This is a genomic window from Plebeiibacterium sediminum, assembly GCF_026013605.1.
GTDB classification, from domain to species: domain Bacteria; phylum Bacteroidota; class Bacteroidia; order Bacteroidales; family Marinilabiliaceae; genus Saccharicrinis; species Saccharicrinis sediminus.
The window spans coordinates 1-24,681 of sequence record NZ_JAPDPJ010000013.1; the positions used below are offsets into that span (position 1 = coordinate 1).

The 24,681-nt window shown below is 33.4% G+C and carries 18 protein-coding genes; 5 read left to right on the forward strand and 13 right to left on the reverse strand.

Features of this window, described 5'->3' with window-relative positions; translation table 11 throughout:
- Window positions 1-231: 231 nt before the first annotated feature.
- Window positions 232-1,317 (reverse strand): DUF1573 domain-containing protein, encoded by a 1,086-nt coding sequence (locus tag OM075_RS07615; protein ID WP_301189895.1) that lies wholly within the window; start codon window positions 1,315-1,317, stop codon window positions 232-234.
- A gap of 669 nt (window positions 1,318-1,986) precedes the next feature.
- On the opposite strand from OM075_RS07615, the gene lpdA reads away from it, so the two are divergent.
- Window positions 1,987-3,378 (forward strand): dihydrolipoyl dehydrogenase, encoded by a 1,392-nt coding sequence (gene lpdA / locus OM075_RS07620; RefSeq protein ID WP_301189896.1) that lies wholly within the window; start codon window positions 1,987-1,989, stop codon window positions 3,376-3,378.
- A gap of 81 nt (window positions 3,379-3,459) precedes the next feature.
- Here the strand turns inward: lpdA and OM075_RS07625 are convergent, their stop codons facing one another.
- The 12 genes from OM075_RS07625 to OM075_RS07680 form a co-directional block, all read right to left on the reverse strand.
- The gene (locus OM075_RS07625; protein ID WP_301189897.1) at window positions 3,460-5,358 is read right to left on the reverse strand and encodes a DUF294 nucleotidyltransferase-like domain-containing protein; all 1,899 of its coding nucleotides are present in this window, start codon (window positions 5,356-5,358) and stop codon (window positions 3,460-3,462) included.
- Between the two features lie 24 nt (window positions 5,359-5,382).
- Window positions 5,383-6,090, reverse strand: coding sequence for a 3'-5' exonuclease (locus OM075_RS07630; RefSeq protein WP_301189898.1), 708 nt, complete (start codon window positions 6,088-6,090; stop codon window positions 5,383-5,385).
- A 150-nt stretch (window positions 6,091-6,240) separates the two neighbouring features.
- Entirely contained in the window at window positions 6,241-8,133 is a 1,893-nt protein-coding gene (locus OM075_RS07635) for a sensor histidine kinase (RefSeq protein WP_301189899.1), read from the reverse strand.
- Between the two features lie 100 nt (window positions 8,134-8,233).
- Complete coding sequence (locus OM075_RS07640; RefSeq protein WP_301189900.1) at window positions 8,234-9,898, reverse strand: nucleoside kinase; 1,665 nt, start codon at window positions 9,896-9,898, stop codon at window positions 8,234-8,236.
- Window positions 9,899-9,975: 77 nt separating this feature from the next.
- A complete protein-coding gene (uvrA, locus tag OM075_RS07645) occupies window positions 9,976-12,846 on the reverse strand; it encodes an excinuclease ABC subunit UvrA (RefSeq protein ID WP_435873469.1) in 2,871 nt (956 codons plus the stop codon).
- A 47-nt stretch (window positions 12,847-12,893) separates the two neighbouring features.
- Window positions 12,894-13,946, reverse strand: coding sequence for a lytic transglycosylase domain-containing protein (locus OM075_RS07650; protein ID WP_301189901.1), 1,053 nt, complete (start codon window positions 13,944-13,946; stop codon window positions 12,894-12,896).
- 279 nt (window positions 13,947-14,225) lie between these two features.
- Complete coding sequence (gene pdxA / locus OM075_RS07655) at window positions 14,226-15,329, reverse strand: 4-hydroxythreonine-4-phosphate dehydrogenase PdxA (protein ID WP_301189902.1); 1,104 nt, start codon at window positions 15,327-15,329, stop codon at window positions 14,226-14,228.
- A 227-nt stretch (window positions 15,330-15,556) separates the two neighbouring features.
- Window positions 15,557-17,005, reverse strand: a complete 1,449-nt coding sequence (locus OM075_RS07660) for a leucyl aminopeptidase family protein (protein ID WP_301189903.1) — start codon at window positions 17,003-17,005, stop codon at window positions 15,557-15,559.
- Window positions 17,006-17,043: 38 nt separating this feature from the next.
- Window positions 17,044-17,445: a hypothetical protein gene (locus OM075_RS07665; RefSeq protein WP_301189904.1), complete on the reverse strand. Its 402-nt coding sequence runs from the start codon at window positions 17,443-17,445 to the stop codon at window positions 17,044-17,046.
- Window positions 17,445-18,446 (reverse strand): DUF4837 family protein, encoded by a 1,002-nt coding sequence (locus OM075_RS07670; RefSeq protein ID WP_301189905.1) that lies wholly within the window; start codon window positions 18,444-18,446, stop codon window positions 17,445-17,447. Before OM075_RS07670 ends, OM075_RS07665 begins: the two co-directional genes overlap by 1 nt.
- Before the next feature lie 104 nt (window positions 18,447-18,550).
- On the reverse strand, window positions 18,551-19,714 hold the full coding sequence (locus tag OM075_RS07675) for a lytic transglycosylase domain-containing protein (protein WP_301189906.1): 1,164 nt from the start codon (window positions 19,712-19,714) through the stop codon (window positions 18,551-18,553).
- A 1-nt stretch (window position 19,715) separates the two neighbouring features.
- The gene (locus tag OM075_RS07680; protein ID WP_301189907.1) at window positions 19,716-20,612 is read right to left on the reverse strand and encodes a DUF8429 coiled-coil domain-containing protein; all 897 of its coding nucleotides are present in this window, start codon (window positions 20,610-20,612) and stop codon (window positions 19,716-19,718) included.
- A gap of 141 nt (window positions 20,613-20,753) precedes the next feature.
- Between OM075_RS07680 and OM075_RS07685 the strand changes: the two genes are divergently transcribed.
- From OM075_RS07685 to OM075_RS07700, 4 genes are all read left to right on the forward strand, one after another.
- Entirely contained in the window at window positions 20,754-22,556 is a 1,803-nt protein-coding gene (locus OM075_RS07685) for an Ig-like domain-containing protein (RefSeq protein WP_301189908.1), read from the forward strand.
- A 56-nt stretch (window positions 22,557-22,612) separates the two neighbouring features.
- Window positions 22,613-22,924: a thiamine-binding protein gene (locus OM075_RS07690; protein WP_301189909.1), complete on the forward strand. Its 312-nt coding sequence runs from the start codon at window positions 22,613-22,615 to the stop codon at window positions 22,922-22,924.
- A 44-nt stretch (window positions 22,925-22,968) separates the two neighbouring features.
- The gene (locus OM075_RS07695; protein ID WP_301189910.1) at window positions 22,969-23,796 is read left to right on the forward strand and encodes a DUF3108 domain-containing protein; all 828 of its coding nucleotides are present in this window, start codon (window positions 22,969-22,971) and stop codon (window positions 23,794-23,796) included.
- A 106-nt stretch (window positions 23,797-23,902) separates the two neighbouring features.
- Window positions 23,903-24,661 (forward strand): CHAD domain-containing protein, encoded by a 759-nt coding sequence (locus OM075_RS07700; protein ID WP_301189911.1) that lies wholly within the window; start codon window positions 23,903-23,905, stop codon window positions 24,659-24,661.
- Window positions 24,662-24,681 lie beyond the last annotated feature (20 nt).

A 24,681-nucleotide genomic window follows, 5' to 3' on the forward strand; every position in this document is an offset into this window, starting at 1 on the left:
ATGTTGTAAAAAGTTTCGCAAAATCAATTTACAACTTTGAGGGGAAACCGAAAGGAAGTACCCTCTTTTATTTTTTTACTCGGTCACTAGTGATATTTTTAATTACTTCTGTCAACAGTACCTTACTCCCATTAATAACCAACAAGCTAAAACACCTTGTTCTAATATAAAAAAGGAGTACCATAATATGATACTCCTTAACTAATACTATAAAATCGACTTTTTGCGTTATTATTCAGGAGCATTAACCGTACCCTGAATTCTAAGAAGAATGTTGCTTGCCAAAGGATCGTTAGTGATTACTGTAATCGATTTATTTTGGCGTCCGTGTTTACCTCTTGAATTAAATTCTGCTGCTATTGAAGTTTTTTCTCCTGGAGCAATAACCGTTTTTTCTGGTTTAATAGCTGTACATCCACAAGAAGCTTTCACTTTACGAATAATTAAATCTGATTTTCCGGTGTTTGTAATATAATAAGTGTGTTTTGTAACATCACCTTGATTAATTGTACCAAAATCAAATATTTTGTTATCGACATTAATTTTTGCAGCATTTGCTTTTTGCTCTTCAGTCCAGGTATTAAAATCTTCCTGAATATTAGCATTTACACTAATTCTGTTTTTATAATCAACTTTGCCATCAAACGAAACAAAAATCTGATCATAAACAAATCCCCAATCATTTTTCTTAGCAGCATCATAAGTTGCAACAAACTTACCCTTTGCGCCTGGCATTAAAACTTCAGGTTCTGCTTTAATAGAAATATGAGCAGGAACTCTTTCAAAAGCAATTTTTAAAGCTTCGTTTGAAGTGTTAATTACTTCTACCTCTTCTGTTTTTGTTCCTTTAGGTTCAATACGTGTAAAACTAATATGTGTTGATTTTAAACGTAACTGTCCCAATTCTCTTGGATATTCATCCTCCAATGTTTTTGGACGAGGGAGCACTTTACCTGTAATTCTTAATACAGTATTCGGTGTTTCTGTATTTGCTGTTACTGTAATTGTTTTATTAAAATTACCAGGACGATTACTAGGATCAAAAGTTGCCTTTACATACCCCTTACCCCCTGGAGGAATAGGTTGTTTACTCCACTCCGGAGATGTACAACCACAGCTAGCTCTTACATTGTGAATAACTATAGGTTGACCGCCTGTATTTGTAAAATCAAATTGATAAGACACTTTACCATTTTCTTCATTAATATCTCCAAAATTATGAAGTGTTTCTTCAAAAGAAAAGGAAGGTTTACTATGCTGAGCATCTACAGCTGCATAACATAGCAATGCTATTAAACCTAAAACTAATTTTTTCATCTGTTTATAATTTTTTTTTAAGGTCACATGAAACTCGCCTGAAAAGTATTCTCATAGCTTGTTTCATAGTGTTTACATTTTAATTTTATTTATCAGATGGAACGCTCTGTAAAATTTATTTTTAAATGAAATTTTACAAGACCGCTTCATTTGTTGCAAATCTTATTTTACAAAGTCCCTATCTAATTCACTTTCAATATATTTATGAAAAAGATGATCACTTTATACGCTTTTCATTTTAAAAAATTATCGTTTTCTGATTAAAGTTTTATCCAAATTTGTAACACAAAACTAATAAAACATATCATTCTTCAATTAAAAAAATATGCCATTAACAAGTTGTTAACGTTAAACATTTCTTTATATTTTATCAATCAACCATGATTTTACAGGTAACTTCTAAATAAATCTTACATCTGCTTATTAGATCATTTTCATCTTACTGTTGAAAGGCATATTGTTAATATTGTGTACATATATAAAACACTTATTCCATCTAAATATACAGAATCAACTACTTTAATTATTGAAATTGCAATTCTTATTTAGATGTATTATTTTTTAACTTTAAGTAAAAAATATCATTTTATTCCAACCTTTTAATGATAACATTGTTATTTAATTGCAATGATGATAAAATATCGCGTAACCAAAAATAAAAAATAAGATATGCAATACGATTTAGTTGTTCTGGGAAGCGGTCCCGGAGGATATGTTGGAGCCATAAGAGCTTCGCAATTAGGATTAAAAGTAGCAGTAGTAGAAAAAGCAGAACTTGGAGGAATTTGTTTAAATTGGGGATGTATCCCAACCAAATCCTTACTTAAAAGTGCATCTGTTTTTGAATATCTACAACACGCAGAATCGTATGGAATAAAAATAGATGGCAAAGCTGAAGCTGATTTTGAAGCCATGGTACAAAGAAGCCGTGGTGTAGCTGATGGCATGAGTAAAGGAATTCAGTTTTTATTTAAAAAAAATAAAATTGATGTAATTAATGGTTTTGGTAAATTAATCAACAACAAAACTATTGAAGTTAAAAAAGAAGATGGAAGCAGCGAACAAGTTTCTGCTAATCATATAATTTTAGCCACAGGTGCCAGAAGTAGAGAACTACCAAACTTACCCCAGGATGGTGTAAAAGTAATTGGCTACAGAAAAGCGCTTACTTTAGAAAAGCAACCAGAATCAATGATTGTTGTTGGATCGGGAGCTATTGGTAGTGAATTTGCTTATTTTTATAACTCTATAGGTACAAAAGTTACTTTAGTTGAATACTTACCTAATATTGTTCCATTAGAAGACGAAGAAGTTTCTAAACAATTAGGCCGTTCTTTTAAAAAGGCAGGTATTGATGTTATGGTTTCTTCAGAAGTTTTAAGTGTGGACACATCTGGAGATAAAGTTAAAGCTGTTATCAAAACTAAAAAAGGAGAAGAAACTCACGAAGCGGATATCATTCTTTCTGCAGTAGGAATTTCTCCAAATCTTGAAGGAATTGGCTTGGAAGAAGTAGGCGTTGTTGTTGAAAATGGCAAAGTTAAAGTGGATGAATTCTACAGAACTTCTGTTGATGGAATTTATGCTATTGGTGATATAGTTCCTGGTCAGGCTCTTGCGCATGTTGCTTCTGCTGAAGCCATTTTATGTGTGGAGAAAATTGCCGGACATTCTCCAGAACCATTAAATTATGGTAACATACCAGGATGTACTTATACTTCTCCTGAAGTTGCATCTGTAGGAATGACAGAAAAAGCAGCTAAAGATGCTGGATATGAATTAAAAGTTGGCAAGTTCCCATTTTCAGCTTCTGGTAAAGCCAGTGCAGCGGGACACAAAGATGGTTTTGTAAAACTTATTTTTGATGCTAAATATGGTGAGTTGTTGGGTGCTCATTTAATCGGAGCGAATGTAACTGAAATGATTGCTGAATTAGTTGTAGCTAAAAAGTTAGAAACTACTGGTCACGAATTAATAAAATCAGTTCATCCTCACCCTACAATGTCAGAAGCAATTATGGAAGCTGCTGCTGCAGCTTATGATGAAGTGATTCATATTTAAATTCACACATTGAATTTAAAACAAAATAAAAAGAGGATGCATCATTAAGATCATCCTCTTCTTGTTTATTATATTTTGATATTAACCTTGCTTATTAAAACTCATCTTGATACCCCATTGAAGATCTTTGATAAATTTAAAAATCTCCTTTAGAGTTGCTTGCTCCACTTGGGTTAGTTTTTTGGGTTCGATAAAGTTTGTTGCTTCTCTAAATTCATTTAATATTTCAGAAGATTGACTTTTTAACCTTACCCCCATTAAGTAATAGTAAGCATGTTGCATTTCTTTATACTTTACCTCATTGATATGGCCTGCTTCTAAAAGTGCTTTCATCCTGTTACCTGTATTAGCCACCAGAATTTTATTTTTCAAGGAATACATACGCATCATATCCACAATCGGATTCATGGCTTTTTTAATATTAAACACTTTTCGTTCATCTTTAGAAAAAGTTTTAATATTATTGAATAAGGTAAGTGGAGCCTCATATCGCAAAGCATTCGTTACCAAGTTCATTAAAAACTTTGTTGATGTTTTATCTATGCAATTATTCATATGATTATAAAGCTCATCAAACAAATCTTTTTCTCCATAAACAAAACGACAGTCAAAAAAAGTAGAAAACTTCGTAACAGTATCCGGAGCCGCTTCATTAATCCACATGTCATAATTCCTTTTCCAGTGCGAAAGGGAATGACACCATTTGGGGTTTTTAGCCATAAAACCGCCGGTACAAAACTTAAAGCCTACATCATTTAATCGTGTAGATATTCGGTCAGCAAACTCCAGAAAATATTTACGTACTAACTCACGTTGTTCATTTGCTTTATCTTCGTAAATAATGGCATTATCCTGATCCGTTGCCAATGTTTGCTCCTGACGCGCCTCACTACCTATTACCATAAAGCAATACTTAGCTGGCGCAGGACCCATTTCTTTTTGTACTCCGTCAATGATTCTAAGTAGTATCTCATCAGCAATTGTAGTAACAATTCGGTTTACAATTTCAGCATGAACACCCCGGCCAATCATTAACGAAATCATCTCCGGAACCCTCGACCACTTTTCTTTTAGATCAAGAATGGTATTGGATAATTTTACAGATTGAATAAATACCAGAGGCGATTGCGCATGCTCTGTTAGTAGACGGTAACGACTTAAATATCCCAGACTTTCAGTACCATCTTTAACCAGAATATACTCCTGCTTAGAGGGATATAATGCTAACAAAGCTTCATATACCAAAGCATCTTTTTGAATACAAATAATATCCCTATGAGCCACTTCCATTACAGGAGTATTCACTTTTTTACCTGAAGCCAAAGCTTCTTTAATTAAGATATCTTTTGAAACAAAAGCAGTTAACTCATCTCCTTCTTTTATATAAACACAATTAACCTGCTTATTCGACATTAATGCAGCTACTTCACTAATTGGAGTTTCAATACTACATGTAACTAACAGTCGAGGTGTGATAGAGCTGATTTTTCTGGTAAAAATAATATCAGCATCCATAAAGTTCTCTTCAAACGTAGTATTACGCTTTACAAAATGCGCATACTCATCGTTAAGCATTTTATTTCCAAACTGGATTGTAAAATGATGAAAGAACTTATTGTAACTTCGACATAGTGCCTTAAATTCATCTTTATCTAAACTCAGAATCTCAGTATCTGGTTTGGACACTACAGTTCGTATAGAATAGTGCTTATTTAATAGCACGGAGCTTCCTCCATAAATGTCGCCTATGGCGTATAGCTCTTCTAAACGTATTTCGTTATTTGAATCATAAAAATATGCGTTGTAAGCACCTTTTACAATTACATCTATTGTATTTAATGGAGTTTCATCTTGTGTATAAACAGTCTCGCTATTCTTAAAAACTTTATGCTTCATCATATTTGAAACTTCATCCAACACTGTCTCAGGAAGAATATTGAATGGAGCAATATTTTTAAGAAATTCTTTTCTGTTTACCATCTTAAGTAAAAAATAAAATTATGATCAGATTGATACGAGCAATAAATAGAGTACAAATATGATAATTACCAGAATAATAGAGGGCATTACAACTTTTTTTAACAGCCCTGAATTATGTTTTTCTTTAAAGTACTTTGCCTGCTTAATAAATTCCTTTTCTTTAATTTGTCCTTTTTTCAGTAATTCAAAAAAGCAATCTTTAGCAGCTAATGCATCATACAATGCATTATGCTGATTTTTAAACTCCGCTCCAAAAAGAGATTTATAAAGTTCATTAAGTCTTAATAATCTGGAATTTGCCCCCAGAAAAATACTACGCGTAACAAACATGGTGCAAAACCTTGGCCTGTGTAAAAAGCTTTGTTTTATACCTGCCCTGTTAAACCCAACCTCAATCATTTTTATATCAAACTTGAGAAAATGCCCTACAACAAGTGGATTAAATTTTTCTAAATCATCACTTAATTGTTGCAACACTTCTTCACGTTTAATACCATTTTTTTTAAGAAAATCCAGCGTAATTCCATGAACACGCATTGATTCTTCACTCATTTTAATATCTCCCGGATTGATATAATAATCATGAGTCAAAACAGTTTCTCCTGACTTTTTACAAATTGTCCATGCTATTTGCAAAATATATGGCCAATGATCCACCTCATCTGTTGGTGCATTCCAATATTTAGGTTTATCAGAAGTTTCTGTATCTAAAAAAAGAATGTAGTCGTTCATTTTCCGGGATTATAGATTTTACAGAAAACAAAAATAGTCAGTTTAATGAGGATTCAACTATTTTGTTAGTAAAAAATACTATTAACCTGATTTCAATTATTATTCTATCTTGAAATCAAGTCGTTATAAACAAATACCCAAATTAATGTGCTACATTTTACTGATATGGGGAATAGTAAAATAGAAGGTAGAACCTTTTTTCTCCACACTGGTGAACCACATATCTCCCCCCATAATCTGAACAATAGATTTAGATATACTTAAACCTAAGCCAACTCCTCCATGTTGTCCATCATACACTTGATCAATCCTGCGAAAGCGTTCAAAAACAAAACTTCTTAAATCTTTGGGAATTCCTATTCCATAATCCTTCACAAAAAACAAAAAGTAATAATCATGATTTAAATTATTGTTATTGGGGACCCTCTCTTTTACCTCATCTTTTGTCAACAAATGATAACCAACTGAAATCGTTCCTGAAAATGAATATTTAATGGAATTACTTATCAGATTTTGCAATATCTGTCTTAAACGAAGTTTATCTGTATAAATAGACTGTGGTTCATTTTCTGCATTACTAGCTCTTATTCCCAACTTTGGTTTACGTTGATGATCAATCTGAATTGTATTTTGTTGTACCAAATGATCTAGTAGCTCAGGCAAATAAACTTCACTAAAATTTAGTTTCAATTCGTTTGAATCAATCAAAGACAGATCCAATAGTTCGTTTACAAGATTCTCCAGTAATCTGGAACTATCATTAACATATTTAATATAGTCCGATAATTCCTCATCTTTATTTGAATCAGCCAATACATCCGTGAAACCGATAATTGAATTTAGGGGAGTTCGTAACTCATGTGAAATATTTGCAATCAGTGCAGTTTTAACAGCCTCCGACTGCAGAGCTTTATTCTTTGCATCTTCCAGAACCGATTTAAACTTTCTCAGTTTCTGATTACTCTTAATTAAGGTTGCAACCACTAATAAAACAAATAGAATAAGGATTGCATTAACAAGAAAAATCTCACCATATATTTTGAAGAATGACTTTTCTTCATTTATAACCTGCGAATTTCGTGGTAATAACGCTTCTTCAATTTTAAATCTTTTCAGCTGTTTTGCATTAAAATAAAGAACAGGCTCCGGATATATAATATTATTAAGAATTTGTTTTTTGTTAATTACATCAAGTGTAAGCTGGGCTATTATTCGTCCATGCTCCTGGCCACTAATCATCTCTCCTCCTACAATCCCTTTTATATCATCAAACTTACTCGAAAAAACAGGTATTTTATTAGATTTGTCCAATTCGCTTAAATACATTTCATAAGGACGATACTTATCGTTATCATAATTCAAATCAAATAAATAAACCATAACATTATCTGGTAAAGTTTTGATATGATACTTTATGGAATCGCTTGGAACATCTTCAATAATAGTAAAATGAGGAACTTTATGCTCATCTTCATATCTTTTAATTAATGATTTATAGGTCATGGAAGTGGATGTACTATCCAAATATACAACCACATTATTTCTCTTAGGAAAAAAACGATGCATTGAATAAAACAACATCGGTAAACTCCTGAGTTCAACTACTCCATAAGCTCCTATGCGTTCAAATGGATAAGGTTTGGTATCCGAAATCCCTCCAAACACAAATGTTTTATCTTTAAATAAAGAAGAATCGCGATATGAAAGATAAAAGTCTACCGCATTATTATCCAAGGCCATAACAACATCAAAGTCGATATTTTTATATTTGGTCTTCAGGTAAGAATAAAAGAAATTGAACGTATTTTCGGAAAAGAAACGTTTGGTATCCATAAACTCTACAAAATAGTCCATGTTTTTTGCAGAATCCAATTTAGATTGGATACCTTCTGTTACATTATCAGCCCACGAATATCCAACATGATAGGAATTAACAATAAGGATTTTTTTATGATCCTTTGGCACAGCACAAATCGTGTCTGTACAAAAGAAAAATAAAACAATCCCTATTAAATAATATATCCTTGAATTCTTTCTAGACACACCACAAAATTTTTACAGTAATATAAGAAAAATTGTTGCTATATCTTATTAGAATTTAGGATTTTTAAAATCAAGTAAGTAGCTCTTAAATACAAATTATTTAATAATTAAAACTACTTCCACCAAAAAACTCACGGATTATTGATGTTGGTGGAATGTTAATATCCTTAATATGCTTAAAGTAACTAAAGAAATATAACAATCGTGTTGCTTCAGCATACTCAGGTTTAATATTTTTTACCTCAAGTAATATTGGTTCTGCATAATGCTTTAGTACAGCAAATTCATACAATAGAGCTGTATTGAACATTACATCCGCCTCTTCCTGATAAGGGAATATATGTTTATCTTCACCTCTACGAACACTCTGCCATCTTGAAATAGTTTCTTCAGCTGAATAATTGCGATATCTGTAATCTCTTACTATTCTACGGATTAATCTGTTATCTGTAGTTGGAATTCTGTTATGATCATCGATATTTATAGCCGTTAGCGCAGAGGCATAGATTTTAAATTTAAAAGTATCAGGTATTGTATGTGTTAACTTAGGGTTTAATCCATGTATTCCTTCTATAACCAAAATCTGGTTTTGCTCAAGCTGCATTTTTGAACCATCATAATATCGTTGCCCTTTTTCAAAGGAGAACTTTGGAATTTCAACCTCTTCTCCTTTTAATAAACGACTTAAGTCCTGATTAAACTGCTCTATATCCAGAGCCTCCAATGCTTCAAAATCATAGTCTCCGTTTTCATCCTTAGGAGTATTATCCCGATCTACAAAATAATCATCCAATGAAATTGTTTTAGGATATAACCCTGAAACCAATAACTGAATGGCTAATCTTTTACTAAAAGTAGTTTTACCACTTGATGAAGGTCCACTGATAAGAATAATTTTTACACGGTCTCGTTGTGCAGTAATCTGATCTGCAATTTGAGCAATCTTTTTTTCGTGTAAGGCTTCGGAAACTTTGATTAATTGTTCTGTTCCATTGGTTTGATCCAATTCATTAAGATCGTTAATATTAGTTACATCCAAAACCTTATTCCAATTACTGTATTCCTGGAATATTTCAAACATTTTATTTTGGATCACCAAATCCTCAACCACCTCTGGTTCAAAACGTTTTGGAATCTGTAACAAAATTCCATTATAATATTTATTGACATCAAAAACTTCGAGATAACCTGTTGATGGCACCAAATAACCATAAAAAGATCCGATGGAATCACCCAACTGATAATAGGAAGAATAGGACTCTCCCCTGCTTTCTAACAATCCTACTTTATCGACAAAACCATTTTTCTTAAATAGTTTAATCACCTTTTCAGTTTCCTTTTTGTAATGAACAAAGGGTAAATCCTGCTGAACCAAATTTCGCATATATTCAGCAATTTCAGCAACTTTTTCAACAGTAACTTCTTCTATACCTTGAAGTTCGCAATACACACCCTTTGAAACAGAATGTTCCACCCTTAATTTTACACCCGGTAAAATATTTTCAATTGCATGATATAACAAAAAAGAAAGGCTTCTGATGTACATTCGCATTCCATCAGGATTTGTAATATCAATAAATTCAACCGTTAAAGGATTAAAAACCTCAAAAGGAAGCTTCTCCAATTTATTATTTACTAAGGCACCAAGTACTTTACTTCGTAATTGGATATTCTGATCCTCAGCAATTTCCGCTAAAGTGATTCCTCTTGAATATTTTGTATATGTATTATTATTAATGCATTTAATTTTCACCTTTTGTCCCATAATTCAGCTTTGTTTATATGTCTCACTAAGTAAGTAATTTTATTACAAACAAAAACTGAATTATCTCAAAAAAGCATTTATGCCTCCAACTCTTCCTTAAGATATTTAGCGGTAAAGCTTTCTTTGTTTTTCGCGACTTCTTCAGGTGTTCCTTCACATAGAATCTCACCTCCAAATCGTCCACCTTCTTTACCTATATCTATAATATAATCTGCAACTTTAATAACATCCAGATTATGCTCAATTACAATAACAGTATTTCCTTTATCCACCAATCTATTAAGCACATCAAGCAATACTCTGATATCTTCAAAATGTAGCCCTGTAGTTGGTTCATCCAAAATATAGATGGTTTTTCCGGTATCTTTTTTTGCCAGCTCACTTGCCAGTTTTACGCGTTGCGATTCACCTCCTGAAAGTGTTGTTGATGGCTGTCCCAATGTAATGTAGCCTAGACCAACTTCTTGTAAAACTTTTAATTTGTGCGATATTTTAGGAATACTTTCAAAGAAAGTGACTGCTTGATTAATGGTCATATCCAACACATCACTTATGGACTTTCCCTTATATCGTACCTCAAGTGTTTCTCTGTTATATCTCTTTCCATGACACTCCGGACAGTCAACCATCACATCTGGAAGAAAATTCATTTCAATAACCTGAACTCCTCCTCCTTTGCAAGTTTCACATCTTCCTCCAGCCATATTAAATGAAAATCTTCCTGGCTTATAGTTTCTTATTTTTGATTCCGGCAATCCGGTAAAAAGCTTTCTGATTTCATCGAATACCTTTGTATATGTTGCTGGATTAGAACGCGGAGTTCTTCCAAGTGGAGACTGATCCACATCTACCACCTTATCCACATGTTTTAAGCCATCAATCTTTTTATATGGAAGCGGATCTTTTACTGCTCCGTATACATGCTGATTTAAGATAGGATATAATGTTTCGTTGATTAGAGTTGACTTTCCACTGCCAGAAACTCCTGTAATACATATTAATTCTCCCAGAGGAAAAGTTGCAGTAACATTTTTAAGGTTATTTCCTGATGCTTCATGTAAAACCAACTTTTTTCCATTTCCTTTTCTTCGGACTTCAGGAACAACAATTTTCTTTTTGTTATTCAGATAATCGGCAGTCAGGGTATTTTCCTGAATTACTTGCAAAGGCGTACCATGAGCCACAACCTCACCTCCGTGTCTTCCGGCATAAGGGCCCATGTCAATCAAATAATCCGATTGCATCATCATATCTTTATCATGCTCAACAACCAATACCGTATTTCCGGTATCTCTTAATTGTTGCAAGGAATGAATTAATTTATGATTATCTCGTTGATGCAGACCAATACTTGGTTCATCTAAAATATACAGTACATTAACCAACTGAGAACCAATCTGAGTAGCCAACCTGATTCGCTGACTTTCTCCTCCCGATAAGGTCATGGCACTACGATCCAACGATAAATAGCCCAGGCCAACATCTAACAGAAAACCCAATCTACTTCTGATTTCTTTTAAAACTTCAGAGGCAATTGCTTTCTGCTTATCGCTCATATGATTTTCAATATCAGAAAACCATTCAGCCAGCAGACTTAAATCCATATGAGACAAATCTGCAATATTTTTATCATTTAGTTTAAAATGTAAAGCTTCTTTATTCAGGCGCTGTCCATTACATACCGGACAAGTTACATTGGTAACGAATTGCATGGCCCATTTTTTTGCCTTTAGGGAAGTATCGTTACTTTGTTGTTGTAAAATATATTTAATAACACCATCAAAACTAATAAAGTAATTAGAACTGGTTCCAAGCGGTGTATTCTTTAATGTAATCGGTTCACTTGATCCATGAAGTATGGTATCCAGAGCTTCTTCTGGAATATCTTTAATTGGAGTTTTTAATGTAAAATCATGCTTTTCGGCAATTGCTTCCAGCTGCCAAAAGATTAAGGTGTTTTTATACTTTCCTAAAGGAGCAATACCTCCCGAATAAATAGATATAGAATCATCAGGTATTACTTTTTCAATATCTACGTTATCTATAGCACCTAGTCCTTTACATTTATTACATGCTCCCTGAGGTGAGTTAAACGAAAATGAATGCGGCGCAGGTTCATTATAAGAAATACCGGTAGTTGGACACATCAATTTTTGTGAGTAGAACTTGGCATCCTGTGTTTCAGCATCCAAAATCATCATAATACCCTTACCATTCTTCATTGCCAAACCTAAAGAGTCAGACAATCGTTTGGTATCTTTACCTGAGACTTTAATACGATCGATAACCATTTCAATACTATGGTTTTTATATCGATCTACTTTAAATCCATGCGCTAATTCTATCACTTCTCCATCTACACGGGCATGCAGATATCCTTTCTTTCTGATCTGTTCAAAAAGTTCCTTATAATGTCCTTTTCTGTTATGAATCAGAGGTGCCAGAATCATCACCTTTTTACCATCAAAATTACTCTGAATTAAGGACAATATTTTTTCGGTGGTGTATTTCACCATTTTTTCACCCGTATTATACGAATAGGCATCTGATGCACGGGCAAATAAAAGTCGTAAAAAATCGTATATCTCGGTTATTGTTCCAACGGTTGAGCGAGGATTTTTATTGGTTGTTTTTTGCTCTATGGAAATAACAGGACTAAGGCCGGTAATTTTATCCACCTCAGGCCGCTCCATATTACCCAAAAACTGACGGGCATAGGCCGAAAATGTCTCTATATACCTTCTCTGACCTTCAGCATAAATGGTATCAAATGCGAGTGATGACTTACCACTACCACTTAATCCGGTAATAACAACAAGTTTATTTCGAGGAAATTCTATATCAATATTTTGCAGATTATGCACTCGTGCACCCATTACAGATACAGCTCCTTCTTCTACAAATGCGCCTTCGCCTGTGCTTTCTTTTGTAATATTTTTATTTTCCATAATACTTACTCAAATGCCCTTTTATATAAGTAAGCAAATATAGAAAACTATTGTTGAATGATAAGCGACTGTTTTTCCAATTTAATTTCTTTTTGATCAACTGGAATAACCACACCTGACTCATTACCAATAGGCTCCGTTTTTTCTACAAGTGCAATTTCTTTAGGAATAGAAATCTGATACGTCTTTTTGTATCTGTTTGTTAATACCACATCGCGTAACCAGGGATTTAAGTCTTTTAACTCTTTGTAAGAAATACCATATTTGCCAGCAAAGTCTGCCATATCTGATATTGCGCTGTCAACGGTTAATGTTTGAGTAGGAATTACCGGATACAAATCTTTCTTGTCTACATAAAACCCATAATTTTCCGGATGTGAAAGAATTTCTTTAACTGCAAGAATTCGGTATACATACCTTCCTGTTTCCTCGCCTAATAACAGATCATAATAGTTATCTGTTTTCTGACGATCCAACTGGTTGCTGACACCTCTTTTTCCTGCATTATATGAAGCGGCAACTAAAGTCCAGTCATTATATGCCTCGTATGATTTTAAAAAATATTTGCATGCTGCAACGGTTGCTTTTTCAAGATGATACCTTTCATCTATTTCTGAATTTACCTCTAAACCATATTCCTTACCTGTTGCCGACATAAATTGCCATATTCCTGCAGCTCCAGCTGGAGACACAGATCTGGGCATTAAACCACTTTCAATGACGGCCAAATATTTAAAATCATCAGGAACACCATATTCTTTTAAAATAGGCTCAATAATCGGGAAATATCTGTTACTTCGTTTAATAAACAATACGGTTTGAGATTGCCAGTAGGTATTCACCAACAACTCTCTGTCAAAACTTTCTTTTACCCAATGTTTTTCAACAGGAACACGCTCTTCTGCAAAACTTAAATCCTGAGGAATATCAAGTGAAAATATGGAATAGCTATTTTCAAATGTAGGCATTAACTTCTCTGACGAATCCGTTGGATCAACTGAAAACGTAAAAAGGTTAAGTACTATAAAAATAGCTATGATACTGGTTGATATGGTTAAAACTTTAATATATATATTTGTTGATGTACTATTTTTTTTCATTTCACCCCACTTTAAAACCTCAAAAACACTCTTTCCTATTCTTTTCTGGTCTGATTAATATTACAACTGCTAAATTATCTTTTTTATTAAAAATTACAAGACATATTGTATTAAGAATTACGCTTAAAACCCAATTTTGTTTTACTAATAGACTTAATTTTCTGGGTATTTTAATTTTATCCAAATTTTGTCTTATCGACACCAAAAGTTTAATCATTACAAATAAAAAAAGGACCTCCCTGTATGGAAAGTCCTTTGTAAATATATATCTATTAATTTCTAGATCTCTGGCTCTTCAATTTCTTCAGGAAGTGACTCATCAAGCTTATCATCCATCTTACTGATATCATATGATTTCAATGGATTTTTTGAAAGCTCTTTATATGACGTACGATTTTTAAATACATCAATTGCCAAATATACTGCCTGACGGAATGATTCTTCATCTGCTACCCCCTGACCAGCAATTTCAAAAGCCGTTCCATGATCCGGAGAAGTTCTGATAATTGGTAATCCTGCAGTAAAGTTAACGCCTGAAGAAAATGCTATGGTTTTAAAAGGAGTTAGCCCCTGATCGTGATACATCGCTAAAACGGCATCAAATTTTGAAAGATTATTAGAACCAAAAAATCCATCAGCTGGATATGGCCCTAATGCAACAATATCCTTTTGCTTAGCCTCTTCCAACGCAGGAATAATAATTTCTTGCTCTTCTTTACCAATCAAACCATTATCGCCAGAATGAGGGTTTAAGCCCAAAACTGCAATCTTAGGTTTTCTGATTGTAAAGTCTTCCTTAAGAGACTTATTCATAATTTTAAGCTTTGTAAGTATCTTTTCTTTGGTAATCGCTTTTGATACTTCACTCAAAGGAATATGTCCTGTAACTACACCTACTTTTAAAACATCACTGACTAAAAACATCAGAGAATCTTTTGAATTAAATTCCTTTTGTAAATACTCCGTATGCCCTGGGAATTGAAAGCTCTCTGATTGAATATTCTTTTTATGTATTGGCGCTGTAACCAACACATCAATTTTATTATTTTTTAAATCTTCAACGGCAGCACTCAAAGCAGCATGAGCTGCTTCACCCCCCATTTTTGTTTCTTTACCTAATTCTACACGTACATTATCATCCACACAATTAATAATGTTTACTCTTTTAGCATGTGCATCATCAGCTTCTTTGATGTTATTAAGACTAAAATTTGAAATATTTAATGTTTTACGATGATATGCTGCAACTTTTGAAGAACCATAAATAATAGGCGTACACATATCCAGCATTCTACTATCATTTAATGCTTTAAAAATAATCTCGTATCCTATTCCATTAATATCTCCATGGGAAATACCCAGTCTTATTTTATCTGTCCTCATTTACTCATTTTTTGCGATGAACATTCGAAATTTGGATTCAATATCTTCTATGTATTTAAGATATTCTATGCTTTTCATCCATAAATTTCTTATGTATGGGAGCTAAATATCGACATTTTTATGTAACATTCAGCTTAATTATCCTAATTTTTATTCTCTTTTTACAGAAACTAGTTTGAGAATAAATCTAATGATCTCAATTATTTATGGTGTAATATCTATTTACCTTAAGCTTGCTTATCAGATACAATAGATTTAAAAAAGTGGTACAGCAATCTTACGCCAACACCTGAAGCTCCTTTGCCTCTGTAACTACTTTCTTTTAAATGAAATGCAGGACCTGCTATATCCAAATGAATCCAGGGATATTCCACAAATTTTGACAAAAATTTACCTGCAGTTATTGAACCACCTTCTCTTCCGCCAAGATTTTTTATATCTGCAATATCTGATTCAATTAAAGCATCATAATCACTCCAAAATGGAAATTTAACTACTCTTTCGTGGGTTACATATCCATGTTTTTCCAATTCTCCAAACACCTCATCACTGGCAGTTCCCATAGCTACAGTTCCATATTCTCCAATGGCCATTACTGCCGACCCGGTAAGGGTAGCTAAATCAATGACTAACTCCGGCTCATATTTATTAGCATAACTTAATGCGTCTGCTAAAATAAGTCTTCCTTCTGCATCGGTGTTTAAAACCTCAACCGTTAATCCATTGTGCATTTCAAGGATATCTCCTGGCACAAAAGCATTTTTACCGGGACGATTATCTGTTGCCGGCACTAACCCAATAACATAAATTGGTAGTTTGTTTTTTGCAATAGCAGTTATGGTTCCTACAACTGATGCTGCACCTCCCATATCACACTTCATCGTATCAAGGCTTCCCGGAGGTGTTTTTAAATTGATACCTCCGGTATCAAAAACAACTCCTTTTCCAACTAAAATATATGGTTTTTCATTAACCGCATTTTCTGGTTTCCATTCCATAATAGAAAAAGTTGGAGGATCAATACTTCCTTTATTAACCGCTAATAATCCACCAAATTTTAATGCTTCAATTTTATTCTTATTAAAAACTTCTGCATGAAAACCATCTTTTTTAGACTGCTCTACAATAAATTCTCCCAGTTGCACCGCATTTAGTTTATCAACAGGTTCATTTACCAAATTACGTGTTATATAAACTGACTCAATGATATTGTTTAACTCATTTATTTCACAACCGTCAACAGCCGGACTAGAGACAAAGATTTCTTTTAATTCAAAATCTACCACATCATCCTTCTTACTTTTATATCGATCAAAAGCATAAGCACTTAATGCAATTCCTTCAACCAAAGCAATAGTTCTGTTTTTACAGCCAATTAAATCTACAACTGAAACTTCCGAAACATCTTCCTTTTTTAATTCCTTTAAAATAAGATTTCCATCCTTTCTTATCTTTTCATTTTCATCATTACCTGTATCTTTTGAGAAACGAACAAATACCTGTTGTTCCAATCGGTTAAGATGAATCAGGTTTTTCTTTTTAGATACTTTACCTTCAATATAATCTATCTCTGTTTCTGTAAAGCCAAAATCTTTTAACAATGAAATTTCTTTTACAAGAAATACCAAATTGGCTTCTTGTTTAATCTCAATAGAATTCTTTATAATTGGTTGCATAACATTACGTTTAAATAAATGAATAGAACAAGAGTTAACTACAGATCTAATTCTTTCTGATCATTATTCTTTGCCTGTTGCCTGAAATAATCTCTTGTAATTACTTTTTTCAGTTCCCGATGTATGATTAATTCTGTAAGAACAACATGAATATCTTCTTCCTCCATCTCTTTTTCATACTGAGCTATATTGTGCTGACTGATATCGATACGATATAAAAAATGCATAAAACGCTCCATACTTTCTGCCATTATTTGTTCCACATGATCTTTCATCTGATCAAACAATTCTTCATAAAATGAAGCCGCATTTCCAGAAAAATTCACTTCTAAACCAAACTCACCAAAATCCTTTTGAATCTGGTAACCTGTTTCTACTATCAGTTCATTTTTTCTGGATGCCTGTACCAATGCATCTCTTGTAAGAGCCGGAAAACTCATTATTTTTTCTGTTTAAAATTTCTGTTATATGTTTGAAGAATAGCTTCAAGTTGACGCACCATATTTCTTTTCTTAGGTTTTTCCGGATTGTAAGAATAACCTTCTGTAACAATTACTTTATTGTTTTCTTTATCATAGTGTGCCATACTAATAAACGGACCCCCCATCATATCTCCCTGAACCTTCCATAATCCACGCATCACAACAACATTTGAATCATTTGGGGTATTGATTACCTGATAATTAATTGGAAATGCATGTTCCGTGGTCATAAACGAACCTTCATACTCTCCCGGAACCTGATTCATTAAAGTTTCATCTCTTTTATTTAACAGATATTCTTTTGAAAAGCTTCCTTCTCCAACATAATCAAACTGATAAACTAATAAGCCTAAACTCGATTTAGCAGTTTCGTGCGACATCCATATAAAGTCTTTATCTTCTTTTCTTAATTCAAAATCACGAGGTACGGACATTGAAAATTTCCAGTCTTCTTTTAGTTTATCACTTAATTTTTGGTTGAATGAACTATTAAAGTATTTTATTAACCTTTCCCTTTCTGCTTTTGTGAAAAAACCCACTAGTTTTAACTCATTTTCAGTAACCATTTTATCAAATGATTCTATACTTTTTGCCTCTATTCTTACCAAAGCTTGTTGTTTAGCCCAGGTTCCCCTGTAAAACTTAATACCTTCCTCCTGCACTCCAGCTCCTACTTCAACAGTAATTAAATTACGATAAGTTTTCATAAAATCCGACAACGATCGATGCGGAATAACAGATACATCAAACATAGGTTCTTCTTGTGGTAAACCTATCATTGGCTGTACCATCATATCCCATAATTTTTTCCCGGATTCAGTTTTCTTCACCTTATCATTCATTACTATGATCATAACCCCGGCAGCTCCGGATGGTGTAGGTTTATTTGAATCTGGTGTTGTTTTACATCCGCTAAATATGTAAGAAATAAGTAGAATAAATAAAATAGACTGCTTCATGATATTACTTTTATTAAAAATATTTAGGTATTAAGATTTGAGTTGCTTACAAATGTACAAAAAGGAACACTATTTTGACAGGAATGTTGAAACGAGCTTAATGATTATTTTTCGACCAGATAATCCACCTCATCTCTAACAAAAAAGAAACGATGATCTTCTTTTATTTTCCAGATCTCAAGAATTTGTCCCGGATGAAGGTCTTTTGAAGACATATGATTCCATTTCATAATATCCTCAATGGTACATTCGTATTTAATTGCAATTTTATGAAAGTATTCTCCTTTAGCAACAATATGATGTACTATTTCCCTATCAGGAGATTCGCTCATCGCACTTACCTGTTTTTGTTCTCCATAAACCTGATACTCATTTTTTACAAATTCCGGGATATTTTTCTTGGGAAGAAAAACACTTACAGGTTTAGAATCAACAGGTATAATCTCTTTTGTATAAGTGGGATTTAAAAATGCTACTTCATCAACACTTACACCAGAGGCATCTGAAATTTGCTTAAACGAAAGTGTTTTACGTATATCAACAGTATCAATTTCATGAAAGTTGTATTTTGCCGGAACTTCATTGATATCGTAATTCTCAGCATATTTCATTGCATATAAAGCACCTATAAAAGCAGGTACATAACCTTTAACCTGAGTGGGTAAATAAGGACGAAGTTCCCAATAATTTCTTTTCCCTCCGGAACGCTCTATGGCATTTTTTACCATACCAACACCCCCATTATAGGCAGCTAATGCCAGTTGCCAGTCATTAAAATTCCTGTAAAGATATTCCAGATATTTACATGCTGCCTCGGTTGCTAAAATAGGATCGCTTCTTTCATCAATATAGGTTGATACATCAAGATCAAACATGGTTCCGGCATGATACAAAAATTGCCACAAGCCTTTTGCGCCGGATTTTGATTTAGCCCGTGGATCCAAAGCCGACTCAATTACAGCCAGATACTTCAATTCGAGCGGTAAATTATATTTATCCAGATACTCTTCAAACAATGGAAAATAAAGCTTTGACCGACTAATAATATTAGCTAAATGATCACGTCTCTTTACAGTATATACATCTATATAAGCCTGAACAGTTTCATTATAATCCAGTTGAATGGGTGTTTGGTAATTTAAGGCATCAATACGTTTTTTCACCATCCACTCCGGAAATTGAGGTATACTTTCTTCCTGAGCAAAAACATGTAAACAGGTAAATACTACAAAAACAAGTACAATATTTCTTAAGTGGGATACAAGCATATTATCTAAGGCTAAAAGTCATATTTCCAATATGATGGCCATCTGCAAAAATATCTGCCGTATAATCACCTATTGTTAATTCTCCTGCATCTACATTATAATACAAACATACATCGAGCTCATCACCTCCGTATTCCACAACTCGTCTGGATGAAAAATTGATTTCTTTATTTTCATACTTAAACAAATCATCTTTTGAATGATACAAAAGAGCTCCATCAGGACGTAATACTCTTAAAAATATCTCTTTCTCTCCTACTTCTGCGGTGATATTTTTTTGAATAGTAAAACAAATCCTGATTTTTGATATTCTGGACGCCCGGGTTGTACTACGATCTTTAGAGTTCAATCCGGTGGCTTCCATATTGTAGGTTTCGAGTTTAGAGGCTATGTCCACCTTTTCTGCCAGATTATCCTTTTCCTTCTCTAGCTTTTGATAGGAGGTTTTTATATTCGAAACCGTTCGTCGTATCTGTTGATTTTCCTGCTGCAGCGCTTTGTTGGTTTGGTTCAGAGAATCAATCTGAATGACGTAATTCCTCATCACTTTACGTAAAGATGTCAACTCCTTTTTATACTCTCTTATTTTAGAAGCATTAGTCGCTTTTATCGTATGTATTTCTTCAATTAATTGTGAAATCTTTTCACGTTCCTTTTCCAACAATAAATTCAATGTATCGCTATTGGTTTTCAATGAGTCATAATCTAAGGCCAGACTTTCAAACTCAGTAGTCAGAAGATCTTTTTCCTCAGTCATTTCTTCAACCAACACCTGCATTTCACTTTTATTCTTAAAGTACAAGAATCCTAGTATAATCAGTAATACTGCAGATACTGCCCCTACTATTATTGCTGTTTTGTGAGATTTTTGATGTGGTACGTTGTCCTGATTACTCATAATTTTTTCACTTTTTTTTTAAGTCAGCGACAAATTTATGATTTTTTGGCATTCTTCATGTAATAATAGATAGTTAGATTTTAGATAAACGATAATTGAATTAAATTTGCCATTGATTTTAAACGATTGAATTTATAATAGATGCAGAAATATATTTTTGGATTATTCATCCTTTTCATCATTGCTTACTCATGTGCTAACCCTGGCTATCCTACCGGAGGCCCTAAGGATGAAGATCCTCCAACCATAAAAAAATCAGTTCCTTTAAACGGACAGATGAACTACAAAAAGAAAGAAATCATGATTGAGTTCGATGAAATTATCAAACTCAATGAAGTAAATCAGAAATTAGTAGTTTCTCCTCCTTTAAAAGAAAGACCAAATATTGAAGCCCGAGCTCAGAAGCTATATGTGGATTTCAATGAAGATCTGCAGGAAAACACGACTTACACACTTGATTTTGCTGATGCCATTCAGGATAACAATGAAAGCAATCCTATTGAATCATTCGTTTTCTCATTTTCTACTGGTGAAGTAATTGACTCTTTTGCCATTATGGGAAATGTTTGGAATAGCTTTGATCTTAAGCCCGTAGAAGGTGCTTTAATTTTAGCTCATAAAAACCTAAACGACACAGCTTTTACGCATGACATTCCGGTAAGATTAGGAAAATCAAATGAAGAAGGATTTTTCGCTATCCGAAATCTAAGTCCTGGCGAATACAGATTATATGCCATTGAAGATGCCAACAGAAATTATAAGTTTGATCAACCCGGCGAAAGAATTGCCTGGTTTGATACAATTGTATCTCCTCATATGGAATATGTAGCTTTTCCGGATACTTTAGAAAATGATTCTGTGGTTTTTAGAGATGAATTGGTTTACACACCTAATGATGTAAAACTTTTTATGTTTGAGGAACAATCAAAACAACAATATTTTGTTGGCGAAGAAAGAAAAGATTCAAATATAGTTTCATTTATATTCAACCTACCAGTTGAAAAATTTGGGGTAAAGCCACTAAATACTGAATATGATAAAGATTGGGCTATTTTTGAACCTTCACTGAATAACGACACGGTTAAAATATGGCTAACAGATAGTGCCATGTATAAAAAAGATACATTGGACTTAGCTTTTACTTATTTAGGACTAGATACGTTGCAAAATCCTATTCAGGTTGAAGACACTCTTAAACTTTACTATTTTGAGGCACCTAAAAAGGAATCGAAAAGAAAGAAAAAGAAAGATGGTCCGGAACCTAAGAAAACTCTATTAATAAACAATGCCTCCTCAACAGTTGATGTTAACAGCACCTTCAATTTTATTTTACCAACACCTGTTAAAAAAATAGATTGGAATAGTATTAAACTATACGAAATTGTGGACACTTTAATGCAAAGCATCGATTATGAATTTACTCAGGACTCAGCGCTTGCCCGACGATATTCAATCAATACAAAAACGCGCTGGACTCCCGGAGGAAAATATATTATCGCAGCAGATTCTGCAGCCATAGAAGACATCTATAATCTGGCCAGCGACTCTATTGCCAAACAATTTTCAGTTAAAACACTGGATAGTTACGGAACCTTATTGGTTAACATCACAAATCCCGGCGAAAACTGGCTGGTACAACTGATGGGCAATGGTGAAAAAGTCGTAACTCAAAAATATGTTCCTCAAACCGGAAAATTTGCATTTCAATTTATTAAACCAGGCTCATACTCCTTAAAACTTATCATCGATAAAAACAGAAACGGCAAATGGGATACCGGAGAATATGCAATAAAAAAGCAGCCAGAACAAGTTTTCTTTTATCCTCAGAAAGTGGATGTAAGAGCAAACTGGGATATTACGGTACCTTGGAATCCTGCTGAGTTTGATATTTATGATTATACGTTAAAAGACAGCAAAGATAAAGACAAGAAAAGTGGCAGATAAGCATTTATTTTAATGACCACTAAGCAAAAAACTATTATAGCTAAATATTAAATATTATGTCAGTACTAGTTAATTTCGCCATGTTTCCTACAGATCAGGGAACCAGCAAAAGTGAATCAGTAAGTAAAGTTTTAGAATTTATTAAAAATTCTGGAGTGGACTATAAATTAAGTCCAATGGCAACAACTGTTGAAACAGAAACCATGGAAGAAGCTCTTGCCATCATCAATGGTGCCTACAAGGTTCTTGAATCTGATCACGAAAGAATTTATTCAACAATAACTATTGATGCACGAAAAGGTGATTTAGGCAGAATGACCAGCAAAATAGATTCTATTGAAAACAAAATTGGAACCGTTAACAAATAAAACAAACGGTTTAAACTGAGCAATAAATAATAGCATCTACAATCATGTTTAAATGGATTCATTTTGTTACCGTAGGAATTACTTTATTTCTCATATATTCTACGCAGGCAAAATCTCAATGCTCAGTTGATAATTTTAGTTTTCAACCTGGAGAAACAGTCACCTATCACGCCTATTATAATTGGCATTTTATCTGGCTTAATGCAGGGATTGTGCACTTTAATGTTGAAGACCGCAATTATAAAGACACAAACTCCTGGTTTTTCTCCGCATATGGCAGAACATATAGTGGGTACGACCATTTTATGAAGGTTCGGGATACTTTTGAAGTGTATGTTGATAAAAACAACTTTCAGCCTTTATATTTTAACCGGGTTACCAAAGAAGGAAGTACAGAATCTCATCACAAATACTTTTTTGATTATCAGAACAATCAGGTAAACTCACAAATAAAAAAAGAAGAAAACACAGGATATAAGGATAGTACTCTTACGCTGCAAGATTGTACTAACGATCTATTAACAATGGTTTACAAGGCTCGCAACCTTGAATTTGACAAATACCAAAAAGATGATAAAATCCCCATTCGAATGATTGTAGATGGAAAAATCTATGATTTATACATTCGGTATTTAGGAAAAGAAACCATCAAAAACAGGGATGACAGAAAGTTTCGCTGTTTAAAATTCTCCCCCTTATTGGTACCCGGAACCATCTTTGAATCCGGTGAAGATATGACCGTTTGGGTTACCGATGACTTAAACAGAATCCCAATCATGGTGGAAGCCAAAATTCTAGTTGGGTCCATTAAAGCGGTATTTGTGGATGCTATTGGTTTAAGACACAAGATTACTGCTGAGGTTTTTGATTAACATCACTTGATATAGTGATTCTTCCATTTTATCTTTATAGGAATTAAGGTCTGAATATGATTTAAATTCAGATTGAATTGGTATTTAATAACCTGGAAGGATATAAATGTTATTACACAGCTATGTAAATAAGCAACTCATTGTTTTTGCAGACAATCTAAACATGGCATCTCTAAATCACAACGAAGATGCCATACATGACCTGCGAGTGGCATTGAAACAAGTGTTTGCTGTCAGAAACATTTTAAAACAATCCGTTCTTGATTACGAACATTCTTTTAAGCCACGATTTCATTTGGTTAAAACCTTATTTAAGACTGCAGGAATCATTAGGGATCGCCAAATCATGATGCATCTGGCACAAGAAAGGTTAATGCATAATGAGTATGTAAATTACAGAAGAAAATGCAATCGAATGATAAAACCTGCTTTTCTGAAACTTCAGGAGATTGGTGAATCCCAGAACCTAAAAAAGGAAATTAGATACATTACCAGGATATTTTATGCCTTAGATATTTTACGACCGGAATTTGTTATCAACATTTTCATAAAACGAATATCTGAAAACGAAAAACAAATCAAAGAACAACAAAATAAAGCAAACGCTAATTACCATCTGATTCGCAGATTAATAAAAGAACAATATTATCTTCTTTCTATTTTAAAAGAAGTATACAAATACAATTCAGATGAAAATCAAATTGCAAAAAAGAAAGAAATGGGCAGTAAACTTGGTGATTGGCACGATTTAAGAGTTTTTCATCATGACCTGATTCATTCTAAAATGACTGTAAATCCCAATACTGTTACAAGTATTGAAACCGAAGCCAAGTCATTCCTTAACAGCATTATTCCCCAACTCTAATATTTTGCAAAACGCTAAAC

Excerpts from the sequence above, each read along its gene's own strand:
- OM075_RS07615 (WP_301189895.1), bottom strand. The coding sequence starts at position 1,317 with ATGAAAAAATTAGTTTTAGGTTTAATAGCATTGCTATGTTATGCAGCT.
- lpdA (WP_301189896.1), top strand. The coding sequence starts at position 1,987 with ATGCAATACGATTTAGTTGTTCTGGGAAGCGGTCCCGGAGGATATGTT.
- OM075_RS07625 (WP_301189897.1), bottom strand. The coding sequence starts at position 5,358 with ATGGTAAACAGAAAAGAATTTCTTAAAAATATTGCTCCATTCAATATT.
- OM075_RS07630 (WP_301189898.1), bottom strand. The coding sequence starts at position 6,090 with ATGAACGACTACATTCTTTTTTTAGATACAGAAACTTCTGATAAACCT.
- OM075_RS07640 (WP_301189900.1), bottom strand. The coding sequence starts at position 9,898 with ATGGGACAAAAGGTGAAAATTAAATGCATTAATAATAATACATATACA.
- uvrA (WP_435873469.1), bottom strand. The coding sequence starts at position 12,846 with ATGGAAAATAAAAATATTACAAAAGAAAGCACAGGCGAAGGCGCATTT.
- OM075_RS07650 (WP_301189901.1), bottom strand. The coding sequence starts at position 13,946 with ATGAAAAAAAATAGTACATCAACAAATATATATATTAAAGTTTTAACC.
- pdxA (WP_301189902.1), bottom strand. The coding sequence starts at position 15,329 with ATGAGGACAGATAAAATAAGACTGGGTATTTCCCATGGAGATATTAAT.
- OM075_RS07660 (WP_301189903.1), bottom strand. The coding sequence starts at position 17,005 with ATGCAACCAATTATAAAGAATTCTATTGAGATTAAACAAGAAGCCAAT.
- OM075_RS07665 (WP_301189904.1), bottom strand. The coding sequence starts at position 17,445 with ATGAGTTTTCCGGCTCTTACAAGAGATGCATTGGTACAGGCATCCAGA.
- OM075_RS07670 (WP_301189905.1), bottom strand. The coding sequence starts at position 18,446 with ATGAAGCAGTCTATTTTATTTATTCTACTTATTTCTTACATATTTAGC.
- OM075_RS07675 (WP_301189906.1), bottom strand. The coding sequence starts at position 19,714 with ATGCTTGTATCCCACTTAAGAAATATTGTACTTGTTTTTGTAGTATTT.
- OM075_RS07680 (WP_301189907.1), bottom strand. The coding sequence starts at position 20,612 with ATGAGTAATCAGGACAACGTACCACATCAAAAATCTCACAAAACAGCA.
- OM075_RS07685 (WP_301189908.1), top strand. The coding sequence starts at position 20,754 with ATGCAGAAATATATTTTTGGATTATTCATCCTTTTCATCATTGCTTAC.
- OM075_RS07690 (WP_301189909.1), top strand. The coding sequence starts at position 22,613 with ATGTCAGTACTAGTTAATTTCGCCATGTTTCCTACAGATCAGGGAACC.
- OM075_RS07695 (WP_301189910.1), top strand. The coding sequence starts at position 22,969 with ATGTTTAAATGGATTCATTTTGTTACCGTAGGAATTACTTTATTTCTC.
- OM075_RS07700 (WP_301189911.1), top strand. The coding sequence starts at position 23,903 with ATGTTATTACACAGCTATGTAAATAAGCAACTCATTGTTTTTGCAGAC.